Annotated in this window: 18 protein-coding genes; 5 read left to right on the plus strand and 13 right to left on the minus strand. The window is 70.8% G+C overall.

Going from position 1 to position 21,152, the window contains the following annotated elements; genetic code table 11:
- Positions 1 to 353: 353 nt before the first annotated feature.
- The 4 genes from ACKUU6_RS13145 to ACKUU6_RS13160 form a co-directional block, all read right to left on the minus strand.
- The gene (locus tag ACKUU6_RS13145; RefSeq protein WP_407988692.1) at positions 354 to 2,570 is read right to left on the minus strand and encodes a TniQ family protein; all 2,217 of its coding nucleotides are present in this window, start codon (positions 2,568 to 2,570) and stop codon (positions 354 to 356) included.
- Positions 2,567 to 3,709, minus strand: a complete 1,143-nt coding sequence (locus ACKUU6_RS13150; RefSeq protein ID WP_407988693.1) for an AAA family ATPase — start codon at positions 3,707 to 3,709, stop codon at positions 2,567 to 2,569. Before ACKUU6_RS13150 ends, ACKUU6_RS13145 begins: the two co-directional genes overlap by 4 nt.
- Positions 3,706 to 6,750 (minus strand): TnsA-like heteromeric transposase endonuclease subunit, encoded by a 3,045-nt coding sequence (locus tag ACKUU6_RS13155; RefSeq protein WP_407992117.1) that lies wholly within the window; start codon positions 6,748 to 6,750, stop codon positions 3,706 to 3,708. The genes ACKUU6_RS13150 and ACKUU6_RS13155 overlap by 4 nt, the downstream gene beginning before the upstream one ends.
- A gap of 177 nt (positions 6,751 to 6,927) precedes the next feature.
- Positions 6,928 to 7,539 carry a prepilin peptidase gene (locus ACKUU6_RS13160; protein ID WP_407988694.1) on the minus strand — a complete coding sequence of 204 codons (612 nt, stop codon included), beginning with the start codon at positions 7,537 to 7,539 and terminating at the stop codon, positions 6,928 to 6,930.
- Between the two features lie 82 nt (positions 7,540 to 7,621).
- Between ACKUU6_RS13160 and ACKUU6_RS13165 the strand changes: the two genes are divergently transcribed.
- Entirely contained in the window at positions 7,622 to 8,836 is a 1,215-nt protein-coding gene (locus ACKUU6_RS13165) for a pyridoxal phosphate-dependent aminotransferase (protein ID WP_407988695.1), read from the plus strand.
- Positions 8,837 to 8,962: 126 nt separating this feature from the next.
- On the opposite strand, the gene ACKUU6_RS13170 is transcribed toward ACKUU6_RS13165, so the two are convergent.
- Positions 8,963 to 10,792 (minus strand): phosphoenolpyruvate carboxykinase (GTP), encoded by a 1,830-nt coding sequence (locus ACKUU6_RS13170; RefSeq protein WP_407988696.1) that lies wholly within the window; start codon positions 10,790 to 10,792, stop codon positions 8,963 to 8,965.
- Positions 10,793 to 11,060: 268 nt separating this feature from the next.
- On the opposite strand from ACKUU6_RS13170, the gene trhA reads away from it, so the two are divergent.
- Complete coding sequence (gene trhA, locus ACKUU6_RS13175; protein WP_407988697.1) at positions 11,061 to 11,726, plus strand: PAQR family membrane homeostasis protein TrhA; 666 nt, start codon at positions 11,061 to 11,063, stop codon at positions 11,724 to 11,726.
- On the opposite strand, the gene ACKUU6_RS13180 is transcribed toward trhA, so the two are convergent.
- From ACKUU6_RS13180 to ACKUU6_RS13190, 3 genes are all read right to left on the minus strand, one after another.
- Positions 11,697 to 11,975 carry a hypothetical protein gene (locus tag ACKUU6_RS13180; protein ID WP_407988698.1) on the minus strand — a complete coding sequence of 93 codons (279 nt, stop codon included), beginning with the start codon at positions 11,973 to 11,975 and terminating at the stop codon, positions 11,697 to 11,699. The two genes, trhA and ACKUU6_RS13180, sit on opposite strands and share 30 nt — an antisense overlap.
- 175 nt (positions 11,976 to 12,150) lie before the next feature.
- A complete protein-coding gene (locus tag ACKUU6_RS13185; RefSeq protein ID WP_407988699.1) occupies positions 12,151 to 12,990 on the minus strand; it encodes a hypothetical protein in 840 nt (279 codons plus the stop codon).
- Between the two features lie 13 nt (positions 12,991 to 13,003).
- Positions 13,004 to 13,642 carry a papain-like cysteine protease family protein gene (locus ACKUU6_RS13190; protein ID WP_407988700.1) on the minus strand — a complete coding sequence of 213 codons (639 nt, stop codon included), beginning with the start codon at positions 13,640 to 13,642 and terminating at the stop codon, positions 13,004 to 13,006.
- A gap of 249 nt (positions 13,643 to 13,891) precedes the next feature.
- On the opposite strand from ACKUU6_RS13190, the gene ACKUU6_RS13195 reads away from it, so the two are divergent.
- Complete coding sequence (locus ACKUU6_RS13195; protein ID WP_407988701.1) at positions 13,892 to 14,821, plus strand: hypothetical protein; 930 nt, start codon at positions 13,892 to 13,894, stop codon at positions 14,819 to 14,821.
- Here the strand turns inward: ACKUU6_RS13195 and ACKUU6_RS13200 are convergent.
- The 5 genes from ACKUU6_RS13200 to mca are packed head-to-tail and all read right to left on the minus strand — an operon-like array spanning position 14,818 to position 19,879.
- Positions 14,818 to 15,741, minus strand: a complete 924-nt coding sequence (locus ACKUU6_RS13200) for a hypothetical protein (RefSeq protein WP_407988702.1) — start codon at positions 15,739 to 15,741, stop codon at positions 14,818 to 14,820. The genes ACKUU6_RS13195 and ACKUU6_RS13200 overlap by 4 nt on opposite strands.
- Positions 15,742 to 15,786: 45 nt before the next feature.
- Positions 15,787 to 16,626 (minus strand): GNAT family N-acetyltransferase, encoded by an 840-nt coding sequence (locus tag ACKUU6_RS13205; protein WP_407988703.1) that lies wholly within the window; start codon positions 16,624 to 16,626, stop codon positions 15,787 to 15,789.
- 27 nt (positions 16,627 to 16,653) lie between these two features.
- Entirely contained in the window at positions 16,654 to 18,708 is a 2,055-nt protein-coding gene (locus ACKUU6_RS13210; RefSeq protein ID WP_407988704.1) for a thioredoxin domain-containing protein, read from the minus strand.
- 36 nt (positions 18,709 to 18,744) lie between these two features.
- A complete protein-coding gene (locus ACKUU6_RS13215) occupies positions 18,745 to 18,942 on the minus strand; it encodes a hypothetical protein (protein WP_407988705.1) in 198 nt (65 codons plus the stop codon).
- Between the two features lie 52 nt (positions 18,943 to 18,994).
- Positions 18,995 to 19,879: a mycothiol conjugate amidase Mca gene (mca, locus tag ACKUU6_RS13220; RefSeq protein WP_407988706.1), complete on the minus strand. Its 885-nt coding sequence runs from the start codon at positions 19,877 to 19,879 to the stop codon at positions 18,995 to 18,997.
- Between the two features lie 144 nt (positions 19,880 to 20,023).
- Between mca and ACKUU6_RS13225 the strand changes: the two genes are divergently transcribed.
- Together ACKUU6_RS13225 and greA are read left to right on the plus strand one after the other, a co-directional pair.
- Positions 20,024 to 20,431, plus strand: coding sequence for a DUF4307 domain-containing protein (locus ACKUU6_RS13225; protein ID WP_407988707.1), 408 nt, complete (start codon positions 20,024 to 20,026; stop codon positions 20,429 to 20,431).
- Positions 20,432 to 20,651: 220 nt separating this feature from the next.
- Positions 20,652 to 21,149 (plus strand): transcription elongation factor GreA, encoded by a 498-nt coding sequence (gene greA / locus ACKUU6_RS13230; RefSeq protein ID WP_407988708.1) that lies wholly within the window; start codon positions 20,652 to 20,654, stop codon positions 21,147 to 21,149.
- Positions 21,150 to 21,152: the final 3 nt, after the last annotated feature.

Genomic DNA, 21,152 nt, shown 5'->3' on the forward strand with positions numbered 1-21,152 from the left:
TAAGATCAATTGTTGATATGGCTCACTGAACGGCCTGACGCAGCGTCAGGGGTGACGATGTATCAGGCTAGCGCAGGGGACCTCCAACCCTGAACGAAAAGGACACCATCGGAGGAATCCCGCTTCTCCGCAGAACTTCGTGGTCCTTGTCGGTCAATACAGCTGTAGCCGGGGCCACCGGGTCGCCAACTCTGTGCTGGGACACGGACCGGACTTCTGACTCGCCTACCAGTGCCTGCAGACGGGCGCTGGGCTGAGCCTCAAGGCGTCTCTACCAGGCCCAGGGAAGTGCCAGGCACGACTTCCTCGGGACACCCATGTGGTGGCTGCGCTACCGTCCTGGCCGCTGGGCGTCACGGCTGCTCGGCGGCCTGGGGACTCGGTCGGCTCAGCGATCTGCCTGCCCGGTATGGGGTGATGGGGATCTCGTAGGTGCGGGCGAGGTCGCTGATGGTGGTCCTGCCGTAGCCGGTCAGCTTCCCGATCTCGCCGAGTGACAGGCGCTGTTCGTGGTGGAGGTCCACGAGTTGCTCGCGGGAGATGGTGTGACGGACATGTTGGCGGCGGGCTTCGGGCTGTGGAGCCGGGTGGTCGATCAGGAGTGCCTGTATCGCCTCGCTGGTGGTCTCGAAGTGGCGGGCGATCATCGCGGGGGAGGCGCCGTCGGTGCGGACGAGACGGTGGATCTCCGCCAGGTCGAGGCCGGCCGGGTCGGGGCCGGGCAGGGTCAGGCCGTCGAGTAGTTCGGCCGGTGGCTGCCAGACGATCGGCTCGTTCCGGATCTGATGGAGCGCCAGGAAGTCCTGGGCTGCCTGGTCGAGCTCGGCGGTGAGCCTGGGTGTCAGGTGGCCGGCGAACTTGGCCAGTCGGAACTTGAAGACATCGTCCGTCCCGGGGTGTGGGAACGGAGCGCAGGTCGGGGGGAGGCCGCTGAGACGGGTGAACAGCAGATGCCGGGCGTACGACGCATGAAGGCTCAACATCCGGGTGTGCTGGGTTTCCGCAATGCGCTGGCGGATGGACTCCCACAGCGGGTCCGGGAGCAGGTCGGTGTAGTCCAGGTGCCGTCGGCGTTCGTAGTCGATGGCGGAGGGCTGGGCATCGAGGCGGTCGGCGAGTGCGGTCAGCGCCGTGCGGATGTCGTCCCAGTGCGGTGAGGCGTGCATGCGTTGCAGCGTGGTGGTGACCGGCCAGTGCCTGACCACGCCACCGAGGAGTTCGGCCGCCTCCGTGTGGTTGAGCCGCGTGCCGACCAGGAGGATAGAGGCGGCCAGTGCCGATCCTCGTACTGCGGAGTGTCCGTTCCGCCTCGGCAGGAGCCGTGCGGTCCAAGCGGGCCAGAAGGTAGAGGGGAGACTGCGGCGTCGGGCGCGGGCGAGAGCGCCGGACATCTCCAGGCGGACGGTGGGTGCGACAGCGCCAACACGGTAGCGCAGTTGGTCGTTGGGGCGCAGGGCGGGGCCGAGCGCGGCGAGTTGGATACGGCGGAAGGTGTCGCTGGTGCTGCGGCCCCAGTCGTCGAGGGTGGAGGCGTGGGTCGGCCGGCGGTCCGGCCCCGGCGCGGAGGTGAGCCAGCGCAGCCGCTTGGCGGCTGTGTCGGCGTTGTCGGCGGCCATGACGCCAACTGCGTGGGTCAGACCGAGGGCGGCCCCGGCGGCCAGGGGCGGCGCGGTGCCGACGCGTTGTTGGGCTGTGCGCTGGGTGGCGTGTTGGTGCCGGGCAAGTCGGTGCAGTTCGACAGTGACCGGGTCGGTGGCCATGGCGTCGAGAAGGCCATGGTGGAGGGTGTGGGCGAGGACGCGGCCGGCGATCGCGCGTAGGTCGGCCAGCGCAGTGGCCGTCGGTACCGGTGCGGCCGTGTAGAGGCCGAATGCCGCGGTGTCGATGTCGATGAGCTGGTCGAGGATGTCCTGGGCGGCCAGGGTCTGATGTCCAGGCGGTAGGAGCAGTGTGGAGGTCTGGGCGAGGTTGGCGCCGCACCGTCGGTGACGGCCGCGACTCTGTTCTCTGGTGTCGCCCGGCAGGGAGATGGGGGCTGGGCAGTGTCCAGGGGATGGCGGCTGATGGGTACCGCTGCCCCTGAAACCGGGAATGCTCTCGCAGACCGGACAGGTGTCGGCCAGCATCCGCTGGTGGGTGGTGCAGGCGAAGCTCCAGACGAGTCGCCAGCGGATTTGCCACCGTCCGCCGGATTCCGCGAGGCAGTCGGGGCAGTAGCGTGATCCGCGACCCCTGGCCCACAGGGTGCGGGTGTTGATCTGGCGGCTGGTGTGGTCGATCATGACGGCCCGCCGGTCGTAGCGGGCCAGGGTCATCGCGTGGAGCGCGGGTATTGGGATGCCGGTGGCGGTGTTGATCGCCTGTGCTTCGTGGTCGCGCAGGAGTACGACTCGGTTGGCGGGTATGTCGTGGCGCTGGAGGACGCTGTGAGGGCCACCTTTGAGGCCGAACGACCAGCCGAGGTCGATCAGCGGGACGTTGAGGCGGTGTGCGAGTGCGTCCAGGTACGAATCGAGTGCTTCTCCCGGGTGCGGTGCCAGCCGCAGCGGGAGGGTCCGGCCCGGCTTCACGTTCCCTCCTTCCGCGCTGTCCCGCGGCCGGACCGCTTGGGGCGGCTGGTCAGCCGCTTCGCCGCAAGGGACGCTTCCACGTGGGTGCGGGCCGCCTCCGCCGCGGCGTCGTTCTTCACCTGGTCCAGCAGCTTGGTGTCCAGGCGTTCGGCGCCGGTGCGGATCGCCCGCTGGCAGCCTCGGTTGACCAGGGTCATCAGGGAGCCGATGTGGCCGGTGGAGCGGGCGAAGAGGTAGTCGGACAGGTCGTCGGCGAGCATCCCCGGGTAGGAGTTGGCCAGGACGAGCCGCTGCTCGATCGCCAGCAGCAGGTTGCGCCAGTCACGCCGTTGCTCCTCGCGGCGGATCATGAACGGCTCCACGGTCAGCGCGGTAGTGCGGCGGCCAGTCTGGGCCAGGGACTCGTCGCCGTCGCTGTCGACCTCGCCGAACAGGCCGCGCTCGGCCAGGCCCACCCCCACGAACAGCAGCGTGACAGGGAACTCGTTCGCGATGTACTTGAAATGGTTGCTGATCTCGGTGGCGCTGCGGTTCCTCCAGCGCAGGAAGTGCAGATCGTCGACGACCAGCAGCCGTACCTCACAGGACAGGAAACAGTCCAGCGCCCGCTCGCCGATCTGGGTGGTGGTGCCGCGGGCTTCCCCGGGGTGGCCGAAGAAGTCGAGCATCGCCCGGTTGAAGTCCTTCATACCGGTGTTGCCGGTCAAGCCGACCCGGCACACAGGCCAGCGTTCGTGCCCGTCCTCGGTGAACGGGCCCGCTTCCGCGATCTCACGCAGGTGGAACTGCTTGGCGAAGGACAGCACCGCTGTCGTCTTCCCGAGCCCGGGGAAGGCGTCAACGGCGACGGCACCCTTGGCCTTGTCGCCGTCCTGCAGGTTGCTGTCGACGATGTCCCACAAGTCCTCGTGCAGCGCCGCCAGTTGAGGCGTCTTGATCGGTCCCAGGTTGGCGTGCCAGACGCGGCGCGCACGGTCATAGGCCGCGCGCGCGGGAAGGCTCAGGGCCCGCAGGCCGGCCAGCGGCAGCAGCTCGGGCATCACCCGGTCCGGGGCGAGAACCAACTGCCGCCAGCCCTCCTTGTGCGCCAGCGTCAGATTGTCCAACCGCGACCGAGGCGGCACCGCCGTCGCGCTCACACGTCCTCCAGAGCATCCGCGTAGAAGTCCTCGCCGTCCGGTCCCGCGGTGTCGTCGAGTTCTTCCTCGTCGTCGTCATCACCGGTCGCCAAGCCCGGGTAGATCCCCGGCGCCGCCTCGTCGTCCTCGTCTGTGGCGGGCCCAGTACCAGGCGTGGGACGGCCCAGGGCCCGGGCCAGGGACGGCAGCGCGGCCAGCGGATCGGTGTCCTCGGCCGGGGGCAGGGTCAGGGCTTTCTGGTCGCGGGCGAGGCGAAGCGCCATCCGGCGTTCGACCGCGGTCATGCCCAGGCCCAGGTTCCACCGCTCCAGCAAGGACGCGACGGCCTGCTTGTCGTCCGGGTAGCGGTACTTCACCGCTTCCATCTTCCGGGCGAGTTCCAGGGCTTCCTCGCTGATCGGGAACCTCACCGACGGGGCGTGTTCCCAGGTCAGCGTTGACCAGCGGCGGGTCTTCGGGTGCCGGAAGTAGATGTGGTTGATGTCGTCCGGGTCGACCTGGACCGGCCAGCGGCCCTTGGCCTTCGGCCCGGTGTAGGGGCTGGTCCGGCCAGCCAGGCCGACCAGTGCGTCTCCCCGGTAGCGGCAGCGGCGGATCTCCACCCCGTAGTGGTGGACCGGCACCCATTCGGTCTTCAGGAACTCGAATGCCAGATCCGCGTCGCGCGGCACCTCGATGTACCCGGCCCGGGCGACACCGTGGTCGAACATCGCCGCGGGTGACAGCTCCAGGCCCGGCACCTGCGGGTCCACCAGGCCGTCGTGCGGCCTGTGGTGGTAGACGACCGCGACCCACTCCCGGATGATCTCCTCCAGTTCGTTCAGGAAGAAGAACGCCTCCCCTTCCGGGTTCAGGCCCCGTGAGTGGACGTCCGGGCCCTTGTAGGCGGGCAGCCACTGCAGCAACCCCTCACGCAGGGTCCGGAAGAACCTTTCTATCGGGCCCTTGTCCCGGCCCGTTCGCAGCCGGGCCGGCTGGATCGAGATGCCCATGCGCCGGCAGACGCTGGTGATGTGCTCCGAGACGTAGACCTTGCCGTGGTCGACCACCAGCGTCTCCGGGACCAGCGCCGGACTCGCGGCACCGACCGGCTTGGCCGCATCGGCCATCGGGCCCTCGATGGCGTCGCGGTCCAGCACGATCCCGCGCGGGATACCGTGGTCGGGCCAGACGGCGTGCGCGGGCCAGTCCTTGCCCGCGGTCCGGGGCCGGTATGCCTGGAACAGCGTCGCGGCGACATCGACGGACTTCGTCGACACCGGGGTCAGCCGCAGTCCGGTGACGCACCGCGAGTACCAGTCCATCGCCACCGTCAGCTCCGGCTGGACCCACTGGAACGTCAACGGGTCCAGCGCGAACACGTCCAGACGGGTGGTGTCCATCAGCAGGTACTCGCCCGGCCGCGTCGGCCGCAGCTTCCCGTATGCGGCGACCGGCCGCGTGGCGATGTCCCGCCGCCGCTTGGCACTGACCTCGAACGTCGGCGCCCGCCGCTCCAGCTCCGCCAGCCACCCGTAAGCCGTCGACCGCTTCGGCAGCTTGAACTCCTCGCCGGGATAACGGGCCGCGAGCCGGGGACCGATGCTCTCCAGGACCTTGGCCTTGGTCGGGGTCGACTCCTCCTCGTGCTCCTTCATGATCTCCAGGGCCATCTCCACCCAGCGCGCATCCGCCCGCCCCAGCCCACCGGACCCCGCATCACCCATCGCCGGTTCACCGGCCAGTGCCGCCTCGCGCTCCCGGTGAGCAGCCGCGACCCAGCGCTTGACCGTCCGTACGCTGACCTGGCGCTCGGCCGCCTTCGCCTCGTACCGGCGCATCAACCCGACACCCTCGGTGTACTCGGGCCTCGGCTCACCCGGTCCAGCCAACTCCTCGGATCCGGACCGGTACCCGGTCAAGATCTCGTTCACGTCGGCCGCCCGCTCCCGAACCTCCTCCAGTGCCGCGTCGCTCAGCTGGGCGAGGATCACCGACGCGGTCTCCCGCGGCTCGTCCGACGCCGGGCCAAGGCCATCCGGGACCACCCACGCCCGGCCCGACGACAGCACCTCCCGCAGTGACAACCGCAGCCGCCGCTCCCGCCGATCACGTACGAGTACCTCGTTGCCGTGGGCGGAGCCGAACATCTCCTCCACCACCACGACCTCGCCGTCGTAGACGAAGCGGGTACCCACCCCGACACGAACCGCCGCCCCACCCATCCGTCCTCCGCCACCCCTTGCCAACAAGCGCTCCCTCAGCACGTCCACCGATGCGCCACCCCGGTCCTCGTCGACCGGCCGCGGAAGGTCACGCGAGCCGGCCCCCGCCACCAATGCGTCACCGCCCACGCGCAGCCGGTGCCTCGCCGTCAGTGGCGTCGCCAAGTCGGTCACCAGGTGCTGCGACCACATCAGATGCAGGACGGCCGCGCGCACCAGCTCACGCGGCCGGTCAGCGAACGCCCGGAATGCCTGGCCGAGCGTCACGCCGTCCAGATCGGCTCGGCGCACCTCCGCCAGCAGGTCCGCGTCGAACAGCCACGGGCGCCGGTAGCCGGCCAGGAATCGCAGGTTCGCCAGCTCCGCGTCCGGCGGCTCGGACCACACCTCGAACTCCCAGCCGCGCGACTCCACCACCTCACGCGCCCAGCCCAGAGCCGACGACACCTTCGGGCGGGTCAGCAGATGCCGCGGTTTCACATCCACCACCAGCGGGACGCGGCCCCTGCGCAGCATCAGAAAGTCCGGGACGTGCCGACACGTCCTCCGGCCCACCTGTGCCGTCAGCAGGAACGGCTGGGCGAACACCGACTCCGTATCCTGGTCGAAGTCCGCGTACAGCAGTCGTGTCAGTTCAAGCCTGGACTCGTAGATCACGTGGTCGCTCATGGTCGACGACCAGTACGTCCCCGAGTAGTGCTGCTGTCCGTGCCGCCAGCGAAACGTGCGCCACGGCACCGCAGACGCAAACCCCGGATCACTCGCCCCGGCCGCCCAAGACCCCTCGCGTACGGCACCGTCGTCCCGACGCAGACTCACCGAGAACGAACCGACCACCGGACGCACGCGCACTCCCGCAGACCCAACCGCTGTGACAGAGCGCAACTATTCTGAGCAGCCGTCAACTTCACGAGTCGGGCCCGTAGGCAATGTCAGGTCCAGCTTCAGTGTCCCCAGGGCCAGACAGGGGACATATCTATCCGGAAAGGGACATCAGAAACTGGAACCTACACGTCAGGCGGCCAGCGCCGCGAGCAGGGTGCCGAGCAGCAGGAACGGGCCGAAGGCCAGTGCGTCCTGCCGCCCGGCCCGGCGGGTCAGCAGCAGGGCGACGGCCCACAGCCCGGCCAGCAGGAAGGCGTACACCAGGCCGGCCAGGACCGTGCCCCAGCCGGTGACCGCGAGCAGCGCGCCAAGGCTCGGGGCCAGCTTGGCGTCGCCGAGGCCGATCGGGGCGAGCAGCGCCAGCAGGGCGAACCCGAGGCCGAGGGCGAGCGCGGCCAGCAGGCAGCGGAGCAGCGACTGCCGCTCCGTCACCAGCAGCAGGACGGCCGTGCCCGCCGCCAGGGTGGCGGTGAGCGGGTCGGGCAGCCGGTGCACCGAGGCGTCGACCAGGCCGAGCACCAGACCGAGCAGGGCCACCCAGACCAGCACCACCCACCCGGCCGAGCCGTACCCCGCACCGACCGCCGCGCCGGTCGCCACCGAGACCAGCGCCGCCACCGGCAGCGGCAGCGCGCGGGCGGCGGGCTCCCCCTCGTACGGAACCGCGTAGCGGCCGACCACCCGGCGCACCCCCGGTGCCAGCGCGAACCCCACCGCAGCCCCACCCAGAATCGCGATCACGGAATCAGCCTGCCAGACCGACCTGATGTTGTGTCCAAGAGCACGCGATGATCGGAGACGACCCCCCGTAGCATTACGAGGCATGCAGGTCATCCAGTCCAGCAAGCTTGCCAATGTCTGTTACGACATCCGCGGCCCGGTGCTCGATGAGGCGATGCGACTGGAGGACCAGGGGCATCGCATCCTCAAGCTGAACACCGGCAACCCCGCCGTCTTCGGCTTCGACGCGCCTCCGGAGATCCTCCAGGACATCCTGAAGAACCTCTCCGCCGCGCACGGCTACGGCGACTCCAAGGGTCTGCTCTCCGCCCGCCGGGCGGTGGTGATGCACTACGAGGAGCGCGGCCTGCACGGCCTCACGGTCGAGGACGTGTTCCTCGGCAACGGGGTGTCCGAGTTGATCCAGCTGGCGATGACCGCGCTGCTGGACGACGGCGACGAGGTGCTCGTCCCTGCGCCGGACTACCCGCTGTGGACTGCCTCGGTCAGCCTGTCCGGCGGTACCGCGGTGCACTACCGCTGCGACGAGCAGTCGGAGTGGTACCCGGACCTGGCGGACATCGAGGCCAAGGTCACCGACCGGACCAGGGCGATCGTGGTGATCAACCCGAACAACCCGACCGGCGCGGTCTACCCGCTGGAGGTTCTGGAGGGCATCGTCGAGATCGCCCGCCGCCACAAGCTGGTGATCTACGCGGACGAGATCTACGACAAGATCCTCTACGACGACGCGGTGCACGTCCCGCTCGCCACCCTGGCGCCCGACCTGTTCTGCGTCACCTTCAACGGCATGTCCAAGTCGTACCGGGTGGCGGGCTTCCGCTCCGGCTGGATGGTGCTCTCCGGCGACCGGACGCGGGCCCGCAGCTACATCGAGGGCCTGACCGTGCTGGCCAGCATGCGGCTGTGCGCCAACATGCCCGCCCAGCACGCGGTGGCGGCGGCGCTCGGCGGCCGGCAGTCGATCAAGGAGCTGATCCTGCCGGGCGGCCGGCTGCTGGAGTCGCGGGACGCGGCCTACAAGCTGCTGAACGAGATCCCTGGCGTGAGCTGTGTGAAGCCGAAGGGCGCGCTGTACGCCTTCCCGAGGCTGGACCCGCAGGTCTACAAGATCAAGGACGACGCGCAGATGGTGCTGGACCTGCTGCGGTCCCAGCGCATCCTGATCGTCCAGGGCACCGGCTTCAACTGGCCCGAGCCGGACCACTTCCGGCTGGTCACGCTGCCCCGGGCGGAGGAGATCACGGACGCGGTCACCCGGATCGGCGACTTCCTGTCCGGCTACGTCCAGCCCTGATCCCGTACGGCTACGGCCGGCCCTGGTCGGCGGACGGCTACGGCCGGAGTCCCGATCCGGACGATCCCCTCTTGGTCGGGGGAGGATCGTCCGGCCGAGGCTCCGGCCGTAGCCGTCTCTGCCGCGTCAGCCGAGGCGCTGCACCAGCGCCTCGTACTCGTCCCAGAGTGCCTTGGGGGTGTGCTCGCCGAACAGCTCCAGGTGGGCCGGCACCAGGGCGGCCTCCTGGCGCCAGATGTCGGCATCCACCGTGAAGAGCAGGTCGAGGTCCTGCTGCGGGATGTCCAGGCCCTTGAGGTCGAAGCCCTCGACGGTCGGCAGCACGCCGATCGGGGTCTCGACGCCGGCGCCGATGCCCTCCAGGCGCTCGACGATCCACTTCAGCACCCGGCTGTTCTCGCCGTAGCCCGGCCAGACGAAGTCGCCGGCCGCGTTCTTGCGGAACCAGTTGACGTAGTAGATCTTCGGCAGCTTGGCCTGGTCGGCCTGCGCGCCGAGCTTCAGCCAGTGGCCGAAGTAGTCGCCCATGTTGTAGCCGCAGAACGGCAGCATCGCGAACGGGTCGCGGCGCAGCTCGCCCACGGTGCCCTCGGCGGCGGCGGTCTTCTCGGAGGCGATGTTGGCGCCCAGGAACACACCGTGCTGCCAGTCGAAGGACTCGGTCACCAGCGGGACGGCGGTGGCCCGGCGGCCGCCGAACAGGATGGCCGAGATCGGCACGCCCGCCGGGTCCTCCCACTCGGGCGCGATGGTCGGGCACTGCGCGGCCGGGACGGCGAACCGCGCGTTGGGGTGGGCGGCGGGGGTGCCGGACTCGGGGGTCCAGTCGTTGCCGCGCCAGTCGGTCAGGTGCGCCGGGGGCTCCTCGGTGAGGCCCTCCCACCAGACGTCACCGTCGTCGGTCAGCGCGACGTTGGTGAAGACCGTGTTGCCCCAGAGGGTGTCGATCGCGTTGGCGTTGGTGTCCACACCGGTGCCGGGGGCGACGCCGAAGAAGCCGGCCTCCGGGTTGATCGCGCGGAGCTGCCCGTCGGCGCCGAACCGCATCCAGGCGATGTCGTCGCCGATGGTCTCGACCTTCCAGCCCGGGATGGTCGGCTGGAGCATCGCCAGGTTGGTCTTGCCACAGGCGGACGGGAAGGCGGCGGCGATGTACTTGGGCTCGGCACCGCTGGGCGGGGTGAGCTTGAGGACGAGCATGTGCTCGGCCAGCCAGCCCTCGTCCCGGGCCATCGTGGAGGCGATCCGGAGCGCGTAGCACTTCTTGCCGAGCAGGGCGTTGCCGCCGTAGCCCGAGCCGAAGGACCAGATCTCCCGGGTCTCCGGGTAGTGCGAGATGTACTTGGTGGTGTTGCAGGGCCACGGCACGTCCGCCTGACCCTCCGCCAGCGGCGCGCCGACGGTGTGCACGGCCTTGACGAACTCGCCGTCCTCACCGAGCTGGTCGAGCACGGCCTGACCCATCCGGGTCATCACGCGCATCGAGACCGCGACGTAGGCGGAGTCGGTGATCTCCACGCCGTACGCCGCCAGCGGCGAGCCGACCGGGCCCATCGAGAACGGCACGACGTACATCGTGCGGCCCTTCATCGCGCCCTTGAACAGGCCGTCCGTGCCGGTGAAGATCTCCCGCATCTCGGCGGGGGCCTTCCAGTGGTTGGTCGGGCCCGCGTCCTTCTCCTGCTCGGAGCAGATGAAGGTCCGGTCCTCGACCCGCGCCACGTCGGACGGGTCGGAGGCGGCGTAGTAGGAGTTCGGCCGCTTCGAAGGGTTGAGCTTCTTGAAGGTGCCCTGGGCGACCAGCAGATCGGCGAGGCGCTGGTACTCCTCCTCCGAACCGTCACACCACTCGATGCGGTCCGGCTGGGTCAGCTCCGCGATCTCGCTCACCCAGGCCAGCAGACGCTTGTGGCGGGTGGGCGCGGATGCGCTGAGAGCAGAGTTCTCGTACGACACGATCGCTCCGTTTCACGCCATCTCGGCTAGGAGACGGCGTCGCGGGGGGTTGAGGGTGGTTACACCGTAGCTCCGGCCTCAAGCCTCGAACACGGCAAGATGGCGATTTCGGCTGAAGTTTTGCGCCTTCTTGGCGAAGTACCAGCCGGTAACAAGGCTCCGGAGTCCGACTCGGACCCCCCGATGGCGTCGATCCAATACTCCATAACGTCCAAGAGTGGCGATCGTCACTACCTACGTTTCAGTAACCTACGGGACCGTAGGTAACATGTCGGCCATGACGGACGCATTGGTCGAGCTCAAGCCCAAGTGGCGCGGGTGGCTGCACGCGGGAATGTTCCCCGCGTCGCTCGCCGCCGGGATAGTGCTGATCTGCCTGGCCGGCTCCACCGAGGCCCGGATCGCCTGCGCGGTCTACTCGGTCAGCGCCTGGCTGCTGTTCGGGGTCAGCGCGGTGTACCACCGCTTCACCTGGGGGCCGCGCGGCGACGCGATCCTGCGCCGGCTCGACCACGCGAACATCTTCCTGATCATCGCGGGCTCGTACACCCCGTTCACCATCCTGTTGCTGGAGGGCACCCAGCGGGAGCTGCTGCTCTGGCTGGTCTGGGGCGGAGCGCTGGCCGGGATCGCGTTCCGGGTGTTCTGGGTCGGGGCGCCGCGCTGGCTCTACACGCCCTGCTACCTGGCGCTCGGCTGGGCGGCGGTGTTCTTCCTGCCCGAGTTCCTGCGGGCCGGCGGCGCGGCGGTGGTCACCCTGCTGATCGTCGGCGGTCTGCTCTACAGCGCGGGCGGAGTGGTCTACGGGCTGAAGAAGCCGAACCCGTCACCGGACTGGTTCGGCTTCCACGAGGTCTTCCACGCCTTCACCCTGGGGGCGTTCATCGCCCAGTACGTCGGCATCTCACTGGTGGCCTACAGCGTTACCGGCTGAGCCGGCGTCGAGCCGCTCCCTGGCACGCCGGCACCGTTCGCAGTGCGCGGCCTCCGGCTCCGGTGGCCCGGGCCGGTCCTGGGTACGCACCCGGAACCGGCGGGCCACGTCCATCATGACCAGCGCGACCTCGGCCGCCGAGACGATCCAGACCGTCCGCGGGCCACCGGCCACGTACGCCACCACCACCGCGAGCGCGGCGGCCACGGCCACCAGCGCGCTCTCCACCCGCACTTCCCGCGCCGCCATCGCTCCCCCTCCAGCCACCCGCCGGGTACTCAACAGCACACACGGTGACATACCGGCCTGGCGACCGGGCAAACGAAGGGGCAACGGTTCGTCAAATCACAGGGTCGGTGCGCACCGGAGGTACACGGAAGGGCGGCCCGGGGATTGCCCGCGCCGCCCTCCCGGTCCCGCTCGGTCAGCCGTCCTGCCTACGGCGGCGGACTGCCAGGCCGACCCCGGTCATGGCGGTGGCCAGCAGGGCCGCACCCGCCACCCCCGCCGTCAGCGGCGGCAGCCCGTCCGCCTCCGCAGCCGGGGCGGCCACCTCGTAACCACCGCCCTTGCCCGCCCGGTCGTACGCCGAACCGGGCAGCTTGTCGCCGTACCGCTGGTGCACCAGCTGCTGGTACCCGGCCAGGCTGACCCCGGCCGAGCCCACGGACCCGACCGCGTCCTCGTCCAGCGGCAGCACCCTGCCGTCCCGCAGCACGTACCAGGCGTTCAGCTGCGGCTCCCGGAAGACCGTGCCGCCGCCGGTGCCTGCGGCCTGCGCCGCGTAGTCGGTCTCGTCGCCGCCGGTGGCGATGTTGACCACCCGCCAGCCGCCGTCCTGCCGGACGGTCCAGACCGAGGCGGTCTGCCCGTCGGCCGCGACCACCTTGCTGGCCACGAACTCCGCCTTGGCCACGGCCGCTCCGGCCGTGCCCGCCACGAACGCCGCGTCCAGGGTGTAGACCGGCACGGTGTCACCGGTCAGCCGGGGTGCGGCCTGTGCGGCGGCCCGGGCCTCGTCGGCCGGGGCGAGGTTGAGCGACTTCGTCGGCGGCACGCCCTTCCGGGCGAAGAACCGGCCCAACTGCTCCAGCACCGCCGGGGATCCGGCCGCGCTGCGGGCCGCGCTCAGCTCGGCCGGGGCGACCGGAGCCGGCGCGGCCGGGGCGCCGCCCTCCGCTGCCTGGGCGGGGAGAGCGAGGGCCAGGCCGAGGGTGGCGGCCAGCGCGGTGACGGCCGCGAGGCGGTGGGTGTGCCTACGCATGTCGGTCATCTCCTCACGCACCGATCCGGTAGAGGGAGTGGGTCCAGGAGAACGAGCTGTTGCTCACGTAGTACGAGTAGTCGGCCCAGTTGTAGCGGTTGTTCGAGGGCCACGGGTCGCCCCAGTACACCCAGTTGTTGCCGGTGTCGTAGCCGTAGATCACGTGCATGTGGCCGCCGCCGGAGCTCCACTGGATCCGGGTCTCGATCGGCCGGTTGGCGTCGATCTCGGTCTGCACGGTGCTGTTGCGCAGGTAACCGGTGACGTAAGAACCGGAGTTGATGCCGATCCAGTTCAGCGCGGTCTGCACGTTGCCCAGCGTGGCCTGGTTGTTGGGGCAGGTCGAGTTCACCGAGCGGTTGAAGGCCACGTTGCAGAACTGGTTCTGGCTGTAGCTGTAGCCGAACCAGGTGGCGATGGTGTTGCCGCTCGCCGCCCAGCACCAGTTGGTCTGCTGCTGCGACTGCATCGTGATGTTGAGCTTGCGCGCCGCCAGGGTCGAGACGGCGCCCGGGGTGACCGGGGTCGGCTGCGCGTGGGGGATGGTGGCGGCGGGTGCAGGGGCGGCGGTGGCCACCGTGAGAGCCGGAGCGAGGACGCCGAGCGCGAGTGCGGCGACCGCCCGACGCAGGCGTATCCGGGAAGTTGGCATGGGCTTCTCCTCCTTGCGAGTCCGCAGGAGAGGGGATGTGGGGGACGCGTCCGGACGCGGTGGACAGAGCATCGAGCCGTGGCGTGATCCGGTCAACGCACCTGATCGGCCGCCCTGGCCGGGTGTGAACGGGACCGCCCGGGGTGTGAACGGAACTCCCTTTCGGAGGCCGGGAATCCGTCCCGACGGGTGACAACTCGCCGCGTACATGTGAATATTCACGGTCAACCAGGCAGACGGGAGCCGGCCATGCAGCAGACCGTCCAGCCCGAGCTGGCGGCGGTCCTCCGGACCGGGCCGTTCCACCTCGCGCTGCGCGCCGCCATCAGCGCGCGCGGACTCGCCCTGAACCGGCTCCGGCAGCACCTCGCCCAACGCGGCGTCCAGGTCGGCGTCACCAGTCTGAGCTACTGGCAGCAGGGGCGCCGCCGCCCCGAGCGGGCCGAATCCCTGCGTGCGGTACGGGTGTTGGAAGAGGTGCTCGAGCTCCCCGAGCACTCCCTCACCCGGCTGCTCGGCCCCCGGCAGGCCCCCGCGGGCCCGGCCTCACCGGCCACCCGGCCGTACCGCGACCTGATCGGCCCCGCCGCCGCGGTGGACGGCCTGCTCGCCACCATCGCCGGCCCACCGGACACCGGCCTGCACACCGTCACCCACATCGAACGGATCCGGATCGACGCCGACCGGCAGATGGTCCGCCGCGACTCCCAACACGCCCTCCGCGCCCACCGGGACGGCATCGACCGGTACCTGGCGCTCTACCAGGGCGACCCCGGCTGCGACATCTCCCGGGTCACGGTCCGCGCCGAGGAGAACTGCCGCCCCGGCCGGATCCGCCGCGACCCCGATGCCGAACTGCTGGTCGCCGAGCTCCTGTTGGACCGCCGCCTACGCACCGGCGACACCCACCTGCTCGGCTACGGCTTCGACGACGCCCCCGCCGCCGGGCCCAGCTGCGAGTACGTGCGCGGGTTCAACGCGGGCGCCGGGCAGTACGTCCTCCAGGTCACCTTCCACCCGGACGCCCTCCCGGTCCGCTGTCACCGCTTCACCTCCCGCAGCCCGGGCGGCGACCCGTACGAGACCGAGGAGTTGACCCTCGACGGGCACCACTGCGTGCACCTGGTGGCCAGCGCCCTGACGCCGTGTCTGCTGGGCATCCGCTGGGACTGGGACTAGACGCTGTCCGGGGTGCGCCGACGGCTGCGTACGACCACAGCACCGACCGCCAGGCCGACCCCCGCGACCAGTGCCCCCAGCGCCCCCAGCGCCCACGGCAGGCCGGAGCTGCTGTGGGACACGGGGGTGACCGCCAGGGCAACAGCGCTCGGGCTCGGGCTGGAGGTCGGAGTCGGGCTCGGCGTGGGGCTGGGCTCAGCGGTCGGGGTCGGGTCGGCACTCGGCGTGGGCGAGGGTGACGGCGCGTCAGTGCTCGGGCTCGGCTCAGGGGTCGGGCTCGCCGTCGGCTTCCGGCTCGGTGCCGGCGTCGCGGTCGCCGTGGCCCGAGCGGTGGGCTTGGAGGTCGTACCACCGGTGGCCGGACCGGGCGCCGTGGCCGGAGCCCCGCCGGTGAACGAGAAGCTCACCCCGCCCAGCTTGGTCGGCGTGATCCTGGAGCACGGGCCCAGGGCGACCATCGCGCCGAGCTCGTACACGCCGTTCGGGCTGCCGACGGGCATCGACAGGGTCTCGTGCAGCACGTGCCTTCCCTGCGACAGCCCGCCGAACTGGACCTCGTTGGAGATCCAGCTGCCGAGCGTCCCCGCCATCCGGGGCGGCTGCCAGGTGAACGAGAAGCCGTGCGCCGGGCCGCCGTCCACGCTCAGCCGCGCAGACGGCGACGGCCCGGGGGTCTGCTGCTGCACGGAGACGATCTGCAGTTGGAACACGGCGGAGGCCTGGTCGGGGGCGTCGAGCTGCAGCACGTTGTCGATCGTGCGCGAGCCACCCAGCTTCACCTGGGGGATCTGGCCGTACACGCCGTCGGTCCGGTAGGTACCGGACGGCATCGACGTGCAGACCTCCGCGCGGGCCGTACCGACACCCGGCAGCACGGCCAGGGATATCGCGAAAGTCAGGGTCAGGCCGCGTCTTGTCATGGCCCCGGATCCTAGCGCTGACCGCTTCCGGCGATCATCCGGGTTTCAGCTCCCGGAGCTCAGGCTGACGCAGTCCTCGACGGCCCGGTAGCCCAGCTTCTGGTAGATCGAGTTGCTGGTCGGGTTGGCGAGGTCCGTGTAGAGCAGCACCTCCGCCGCGCCGGCCGCCAGTGCGTGGGCCGACCCCGCCGCCACCACTCCGCTCGCGTACCCCCGCCCCCGGTGCTCGGGCGGCGTGTAGACCGGCCCGATCCGCGACATCCCGGCGATCACGGGGCTGACGCCCGCGAACGAGACCGGCCTGCCCTCGTGCTCCCAGAGGTGCAGGTGCCCGTCGGCGGTCCGGCGTTCGACCGTGGGCCGGTGGTTCTCGCCGGGGACGGCCAGCTCCGCTTCGGCGACGAAGGCCCCGAACCACTCCACCAGCAGGTCCACGTCCTCCGCCGTGGCGGGCCGGACCTTCCCGTCGGGCAGCGGCGACGGATCAGTCAACTCGCCCAGCCGGTAAAGCCGTTCGTTGGAGGTGACCGTCCACTCCCCCTCCCGCGCCGCCACGAAGGCGTGCGCCGGGGCCACCCCGCCGGCCACCGCCGTCAGCTCCACCCCGGCCAGCGCGAGCGCCAGCTCGGTGGCCGCCCGCTCCGGCATCAGGCTGAGCCTGAGCGGGTACGGCGGCGTCCGCACGAACGCACCGACGACCGGGGCGTCCGGCGCGGGGCGCCACCAGCCGTACTGCGGATCGTCCGGGCCGAAGGTGTGCGGGCCGCCGACGGTGAGGTTGTGCACCAGGGTGAGCAGCACGGTGTTCTCGGCCGGGTGGGCGGCGAGGAAGTCACCGGCCTGTGCGCGGAAGTCGTCCAGGGAGGAGCTGAGGGTCCAGGTCATGGCGCATTGTCTCCGACCACCGGACGGTCACGCACCGAGATTTCCGACCCGCCCACCGAGCTTCCCGGCCAGCTCCGTCGGGTCCGCCGTCGGGGCGTCGCAGCTGAAGTGGTGGCAGACGTACGCGGCCGGCTCACCGTCCAGCAACGGCCGGTCCACCAGCAGCGGAACCTCCGCCGAGCCCGGCTCGCCGACCGCCACCACGGCCCCCGGCGCGGTGCCGAGCAGAGCGGTCCGGTGCAGCAGCGCGGTCCCGGGGGCCCCGGCCCGGCCGATCACGGCGACCTCGCGCGGCCCGTCGGCCAGCGCCTCGGCGGCGGCCAGCCCCCAACCGATGAACCGGGGCGCCCGGCTGCCCAGGGCGCCGACGATCCCCAACGCCCGTTCGGCGGCGGTGCGGTGGCGCTCGGAGCCGGTGTAGGCGGCGTACGTGAGCAGGGCCTGCGCGGCGGCGGTCCAACCCGAGGGGGTGGCGTTGTCGGTCGGGTCCTGCGGGCGGCGGATCAGCTGCTCGGCGTCGTCCGCCGTGTCGTACAGGGCACCTGACGCGGTGTCGACAAAGTGACTCAGCACGGTGTCGAGCAGACCGCCGGCCAGTCCGAGCCACTCGGCGTCGCCGGTGACGGCGTACAGCGCGAGGAAGCCCTCGGCGGTGTCCGCGTAGTCCTCCAGCACACCGGCGTTGCCCCCGGCCCGGCCGTCGCGGGAGGTGCGCAGCAGGCGGCCGTCCTCGGTCAGGTGGACCGCGAGCAGCAGGTCGGCGGCCCGGACGGCGGCCTCCACCAGGTCGGGCCGCTCCAGCAGCGCGCCGGTCTCGGCCAGCGCGGCGATCGCCAGACCGTTCCAGGCGGCCACCACCTTGTCGTCCCTGGCCGGGGCGGGCCGGGTCGCGCGTGCCGTCAGCAGCCGGGCCCTGATCCGCCGGTACGCCTCCTGGTCCTCCGGGTCGTCGAGCAGCTGGAGGACCGAGGAGCCGTGCTCGAAGGTGCCGGTCACCTCGAACAGCCCGGTGGCCAGCACGCCGTCCTCGGCACCCAGCACCTCGGCCAGCTGCGCCGGGGTCCAGGCGTAGTACGCGCCCTCGGCGGACTTCCCGGTCGCCGGGTCGAGGCTGTCCGCGTCCAGCGCGGAGGCGAACCCGCCCTCGGGGGTGCGGAGTTCGGCGAGCAGGAAGTCGGCGGTCTCCAGCGCGATCCGGCGCGGCAGCTCCTCGCCGGTGGCCCGCCACAGGTGCAGGTAGACCCGGAGCAGCAGGGCGTTGTCGTAGAGCATCTTCTCGAAGTGCGGCACCACCCAGTCGGCGTCCACCGCGTACCGGGCGAAGCCGCCGCCCAGCTGGTCGTAGATCCCGCCCCTGGCCATCGCCTCACAGGTGTGCCTGGCCATCTCCAGCGCCTCGGCCGAACCGGTGCGCGCGTGGTGCCTGAGCAGGAACTCCACCGCCATCGACGGCGGGAACTTCGGCGCCCCGCCGAAGCCGCCCCGCTCGGCGTCGTAACTCCGGCCGAGCTCCGCCGCAGCCTTGGCCAGCTCCTCGGTACCGGGCACCTGATGGGTCCCACCGCCGACCCCGTACACCGAGGCCCGCTCGGCCAGATCGACCCTGATCCGCTCGGCCACCTCCCCCACCTCGTCCCGGCGGTCCCGCCACGCGGCACTGACCCCCTCCAGCACCTGCCGGAACCCGGGCATGCCGTGCCGGGGCACGGGCGGGAAGTACGTCCCGAAGTAGAACGGGTCCTTCTCGGGCGTCAGGAACACCGTCATCGGCCACCCGCCCTGCCCGGTCGCCGCCTGCACCGCCTCCATGTACACCGCGTCGACGTCGGGCCGCTCCTCGCGGTCCACCTTCACCGCGACGAAGTGCTCATTGGCGTACGCGGCGATCGCCTCGTCCTCGAAGGACTCGTGCGCCATCACGTGACACCAGTGACACGCCGCATAGCCAACACTCAGCAGCACCGGCACCCCGCGCCGCGCCGCCTCCTCGAAGGCCGCCGGCCCCCAGGGCCACCAGTCCACCGGGTTGTCGGCGTGCTGCTGCAGGTACGGCGAGGTCGCGTCCGCGAGACGGTTCGGCATGACCCCATCCTTGCGCATGGGTGCGCCGGGACGGTGTCAGTCCTTGGGCTGTTCCGGCTCCTCGGTGAAGTTCACCCGGCCGAACTGCTTGTTCATCGACTTGACCAGGAACCAGGTGGCAACGCCGAGGGCGGCGAAGACCACGAAGCCGAGCAGGCCGGGGGTCACCTTGGCCTTGTCGTAGGTCTCGGCGGCGAGAGTGGTGAGGTGCATCGGGGTGCTCATGTCTCCCATGGTGACCCGGCCCTCCGCAGGCCGGGTCACCGGGGTGGGGCGTGTCGGGGGGTCAGGCGGCGGCGACGGGGGCGCGCAGGCCCGCGAACAGGTCGTTCTCGGGGAGGTCGGTGTCGACCAGCGAGCGGACCAGTTCGTAGTCCTCGGTCGGCCAGACCTTCCGCTGGACCTCCAGCGGGATCCGGAACCACGGGCCGTCCGGGTCGATCTGGGTGGCGTGCGCGATCAGCGCGCGGTCCCGGGTCTCGAACCAGTCGTCGCAGACCACCCGGGTGGTGATCTCGCGCTCCTCGCGGCCGCTCTTCTCCCACCCCTCGATCCACTCGCCGTAGGGCGACTCGAGCTCGTTCTCCAGCAGGTACGCGTGCATGGCCCGGATCCGGCCCATCGGGAAGCCGTGGTTGTAGTAGACCTTGGACGGCTGCCAGGGCGCACCGGCCTCGGGGTACGCGTCCGGGTCACCGGCGGCGTCGAAGGCGGCCATGGTGATCTTGTGGGTCATGATGTGGTCGGGGTGCGGGTAGCCGCCGTTCTCGTCGTACGTGGTGATCACGTGCGGCCGGAACTCGCGGATCAGCTTCACCAGCGGGGCGGCCGCCTCGGCCACCTCCTTGAGCGCGAAACAGCCCTCGGGCAGCGGCGGCAGCGGGTCGCCCTCCGGCAGACCGGAGTCGACGAAGCCGAGCCAGGCCTGCTTGACGCCCAGGATCTCGCGGGCTGCGTCCATCTCCTTCCGGCGGACCTCGTGGATGTTCTCCTCGACCCAGGGGTCGCCCTGGAGCTTGGGGTTGAGAATCGAGCCACGCTCACCGCCGGTGCAGGTGGCGACCAGCACGTCCACCCCCTGTGAGACGTACATGGCCATGGTGGCGGCGCCCTTGCTGGACTCGTCGTCCGGGTGCGCGTGTACCGCCATCAGTCGCAACTGCTCAGTCAACGCCTGGTTCCTTCCGGGAATCATCCTCGGGCCGGTCCCCCGCCTCGTCCGGCGCGGATACTGCCCTCCTATAGTGACTGACCGGAGGGCCCGTCCATTCCCCCGCTGGACCGTCAGCCCCTCGTCGAAAGGACTGAGCCGACCATGGACTCCGGACGTACGACCGTCGCCCCCGCCCGCTACGGCAAGCGCGGCGACCGTGAGGCGGACCGCCGGCTGCGGATCGCCGGTCTGGTCTGCGGCGTGCTCGGCCTGGCGCTGGTCGGCTGGCTGGGCGTCAGCTACGTCGCCAAGGGCTCGGTGATGAACGGTCTGATGCCCGGCTTCCAGGTGGTCTCCGCCGAGGCGATGCAGGTGCAGCTCTCGGTGGTCAAGGAGGACGGCACGGCGGGCGTCTGCACCGTCCGCGCGCAGTCCGAGGACGGCGGTGTGGTGGGGCTGCACGACTTCCCGATCCCGGCCGCCGGATCGCACTACGACGAGGTGGTCACGCTGCGCACCACGGCCCGGGCCACCGCCGCCGAACTGCTCGGCTGCGCCCCCGCCAAGTAATCCGTTCGAGCGCATACTCGACGCCGTGACCGGGCATCCGTACCGGGAATCGGCCGGTGGGAGCCGGTCGTGGCCCCTCCCGCTCCGGTCCGGAAATTGTTAGGCTCGTGGTTTCGCCCCTCTCCGGCCGGACGGCACGGGAGCGGGCGATGCTTTGTAGTACGACCGTTCCCGGCTGATACCAACCCTCAGCGCAGCCCAGCACCTACGAGGAGCACCTGTGACCCAGACCAGCGAGAACGTGACCTGGCTCACTCAGTCCGGCTACGACCAGCTCAAGGCCGAGCTGGACTACATGACCGGCCCCTGGCGCGCCGAGATCGTCAAGAAGATCGAGGCGGCCCGCGAAGAGGGTGACCTCAAGGAGAACGCCGGCTACCACGCGGCCCGCGACGACCAGGGCAAGGGCGAGCTGCGGATCCGCCAGCTCACCCAGCTGCTGGAACGGGCCAAGGTCGGCGAGGCCCCCGCGGACTCCGGTGTGGTGGCCCCCGGCATGGTCGTGACGATCGCCTTCGACGGCGACGAGGACGACACCATGGTCTTCCTGCTCGGCTCCCGCGAGATGGCCGGCGCCTCCGAGGTGGACGTGTACTCCCCGCAGTCCCCGCTCGGCTCTGCCATCGACGGCAAGAAGATCGGCGACGAGGCGCACTACGAGCTGCCGAACGGCAAGCAGGCGATGGTCAAGGTGATCGCGGCCAAGCCGCACGCCTGATCC

The sequence above is a fragment of the Kitasatospora sp. CMC57 genome (assembly GCF_045866025.2).
Classification (GTDB): Bacteria; Actinomycetota; Actinomycetes; order Streptomycetales; family Streptomycetaceae; genus Kitasatospora.

What these genes read in the sequence shown, in the direction of transcription:
- ACKUU6_RS13225 (WP_407988707.1), top strand. Translation starts at nt 20,024, where the DNA reads ATGGACTCCGGACGTACGACCGTCGCCCCCGCCCGCTACGGCAAGCGC.
- ACKUU6_RS13210 (WP_407988704.1), bottom strand. Translation starts at nt 18,708, where the DNA reads ATGCCGAACCGTCTCGCGGACGCGACCTCGCCGTACCTGCAGCAGCAC.
- ACKUU6_RS13200 (WP_407988702.1), bottom strand. Translation starts at nt 15,741, where the DNA reads ATGACAAGACGCGGCCTGACCCTGACTTTCGCGATATCCCTGGCCGTG.
- ACKUU6_RS13180 (WP_407988698.1), bottom strand. Translation starts at nt 11,975, where the DNA reads ATGGCGGCGCGGGAAGTGCGGGTGGAGAGCGCGCTGGTGGCCGTGGCC.
- ACKUU6_RS13190 (WP_407988700.1), bottom strand. Translation starts at nt 13,642, where the DNA reads ATGCCAACTTCCCGGATACGCCTGCGTCGGGCGGTCGCCGCACTCGCG.
- ACKUU6_RS13195 (WP_407988701.1), top strand. Translation starts at nt 13,892, where the DNA reads ATGCAGCAGACCGTCCAGCCCGAGCTGGCGGCGGTCCTCCGGACCGGG.
- ACKUU6_RS13165 (WP_407988695.1), top strand. Translation starts at nt 7,622, where the DNA reads ATGCAGGTCATCCAGTCCAGCAAGCTTGCCAATGTCTGTTACGACATC.
- ACKUU6_RS13205 (WP_407988703.1), bottom strand. Translation starts at nt 16,626, where the DNA reads ATGACCTGGACCCTCAGCTCCTCCCTGGACGACTTCCGCGCACAGGCC.
- ACKUU6_RS13185 (WP_407988699.1), bottom strand. Translation starts at nt 12,990, where the DNA reads ATGCGTAGGCACACCCACCGCCTCGCGGCCGTCACCGCGCTGGCCGCC.
- trhA (WP_407988697.1), top strand. Translation starts at nt 11,061, where the DNA reads ATGTCGGCCATGACGGACGCATTGGTCGAGCTCAAGCCCAAGTGGCGC.
- ACKUU6_RS13215 (WP_407988705.1), bottom strand. Translation starts at nt 18,942, where the DNA reads ATGGGAGACATGAGCACCCCGATGCACCTCACCACTCTCGCCGCCGAG.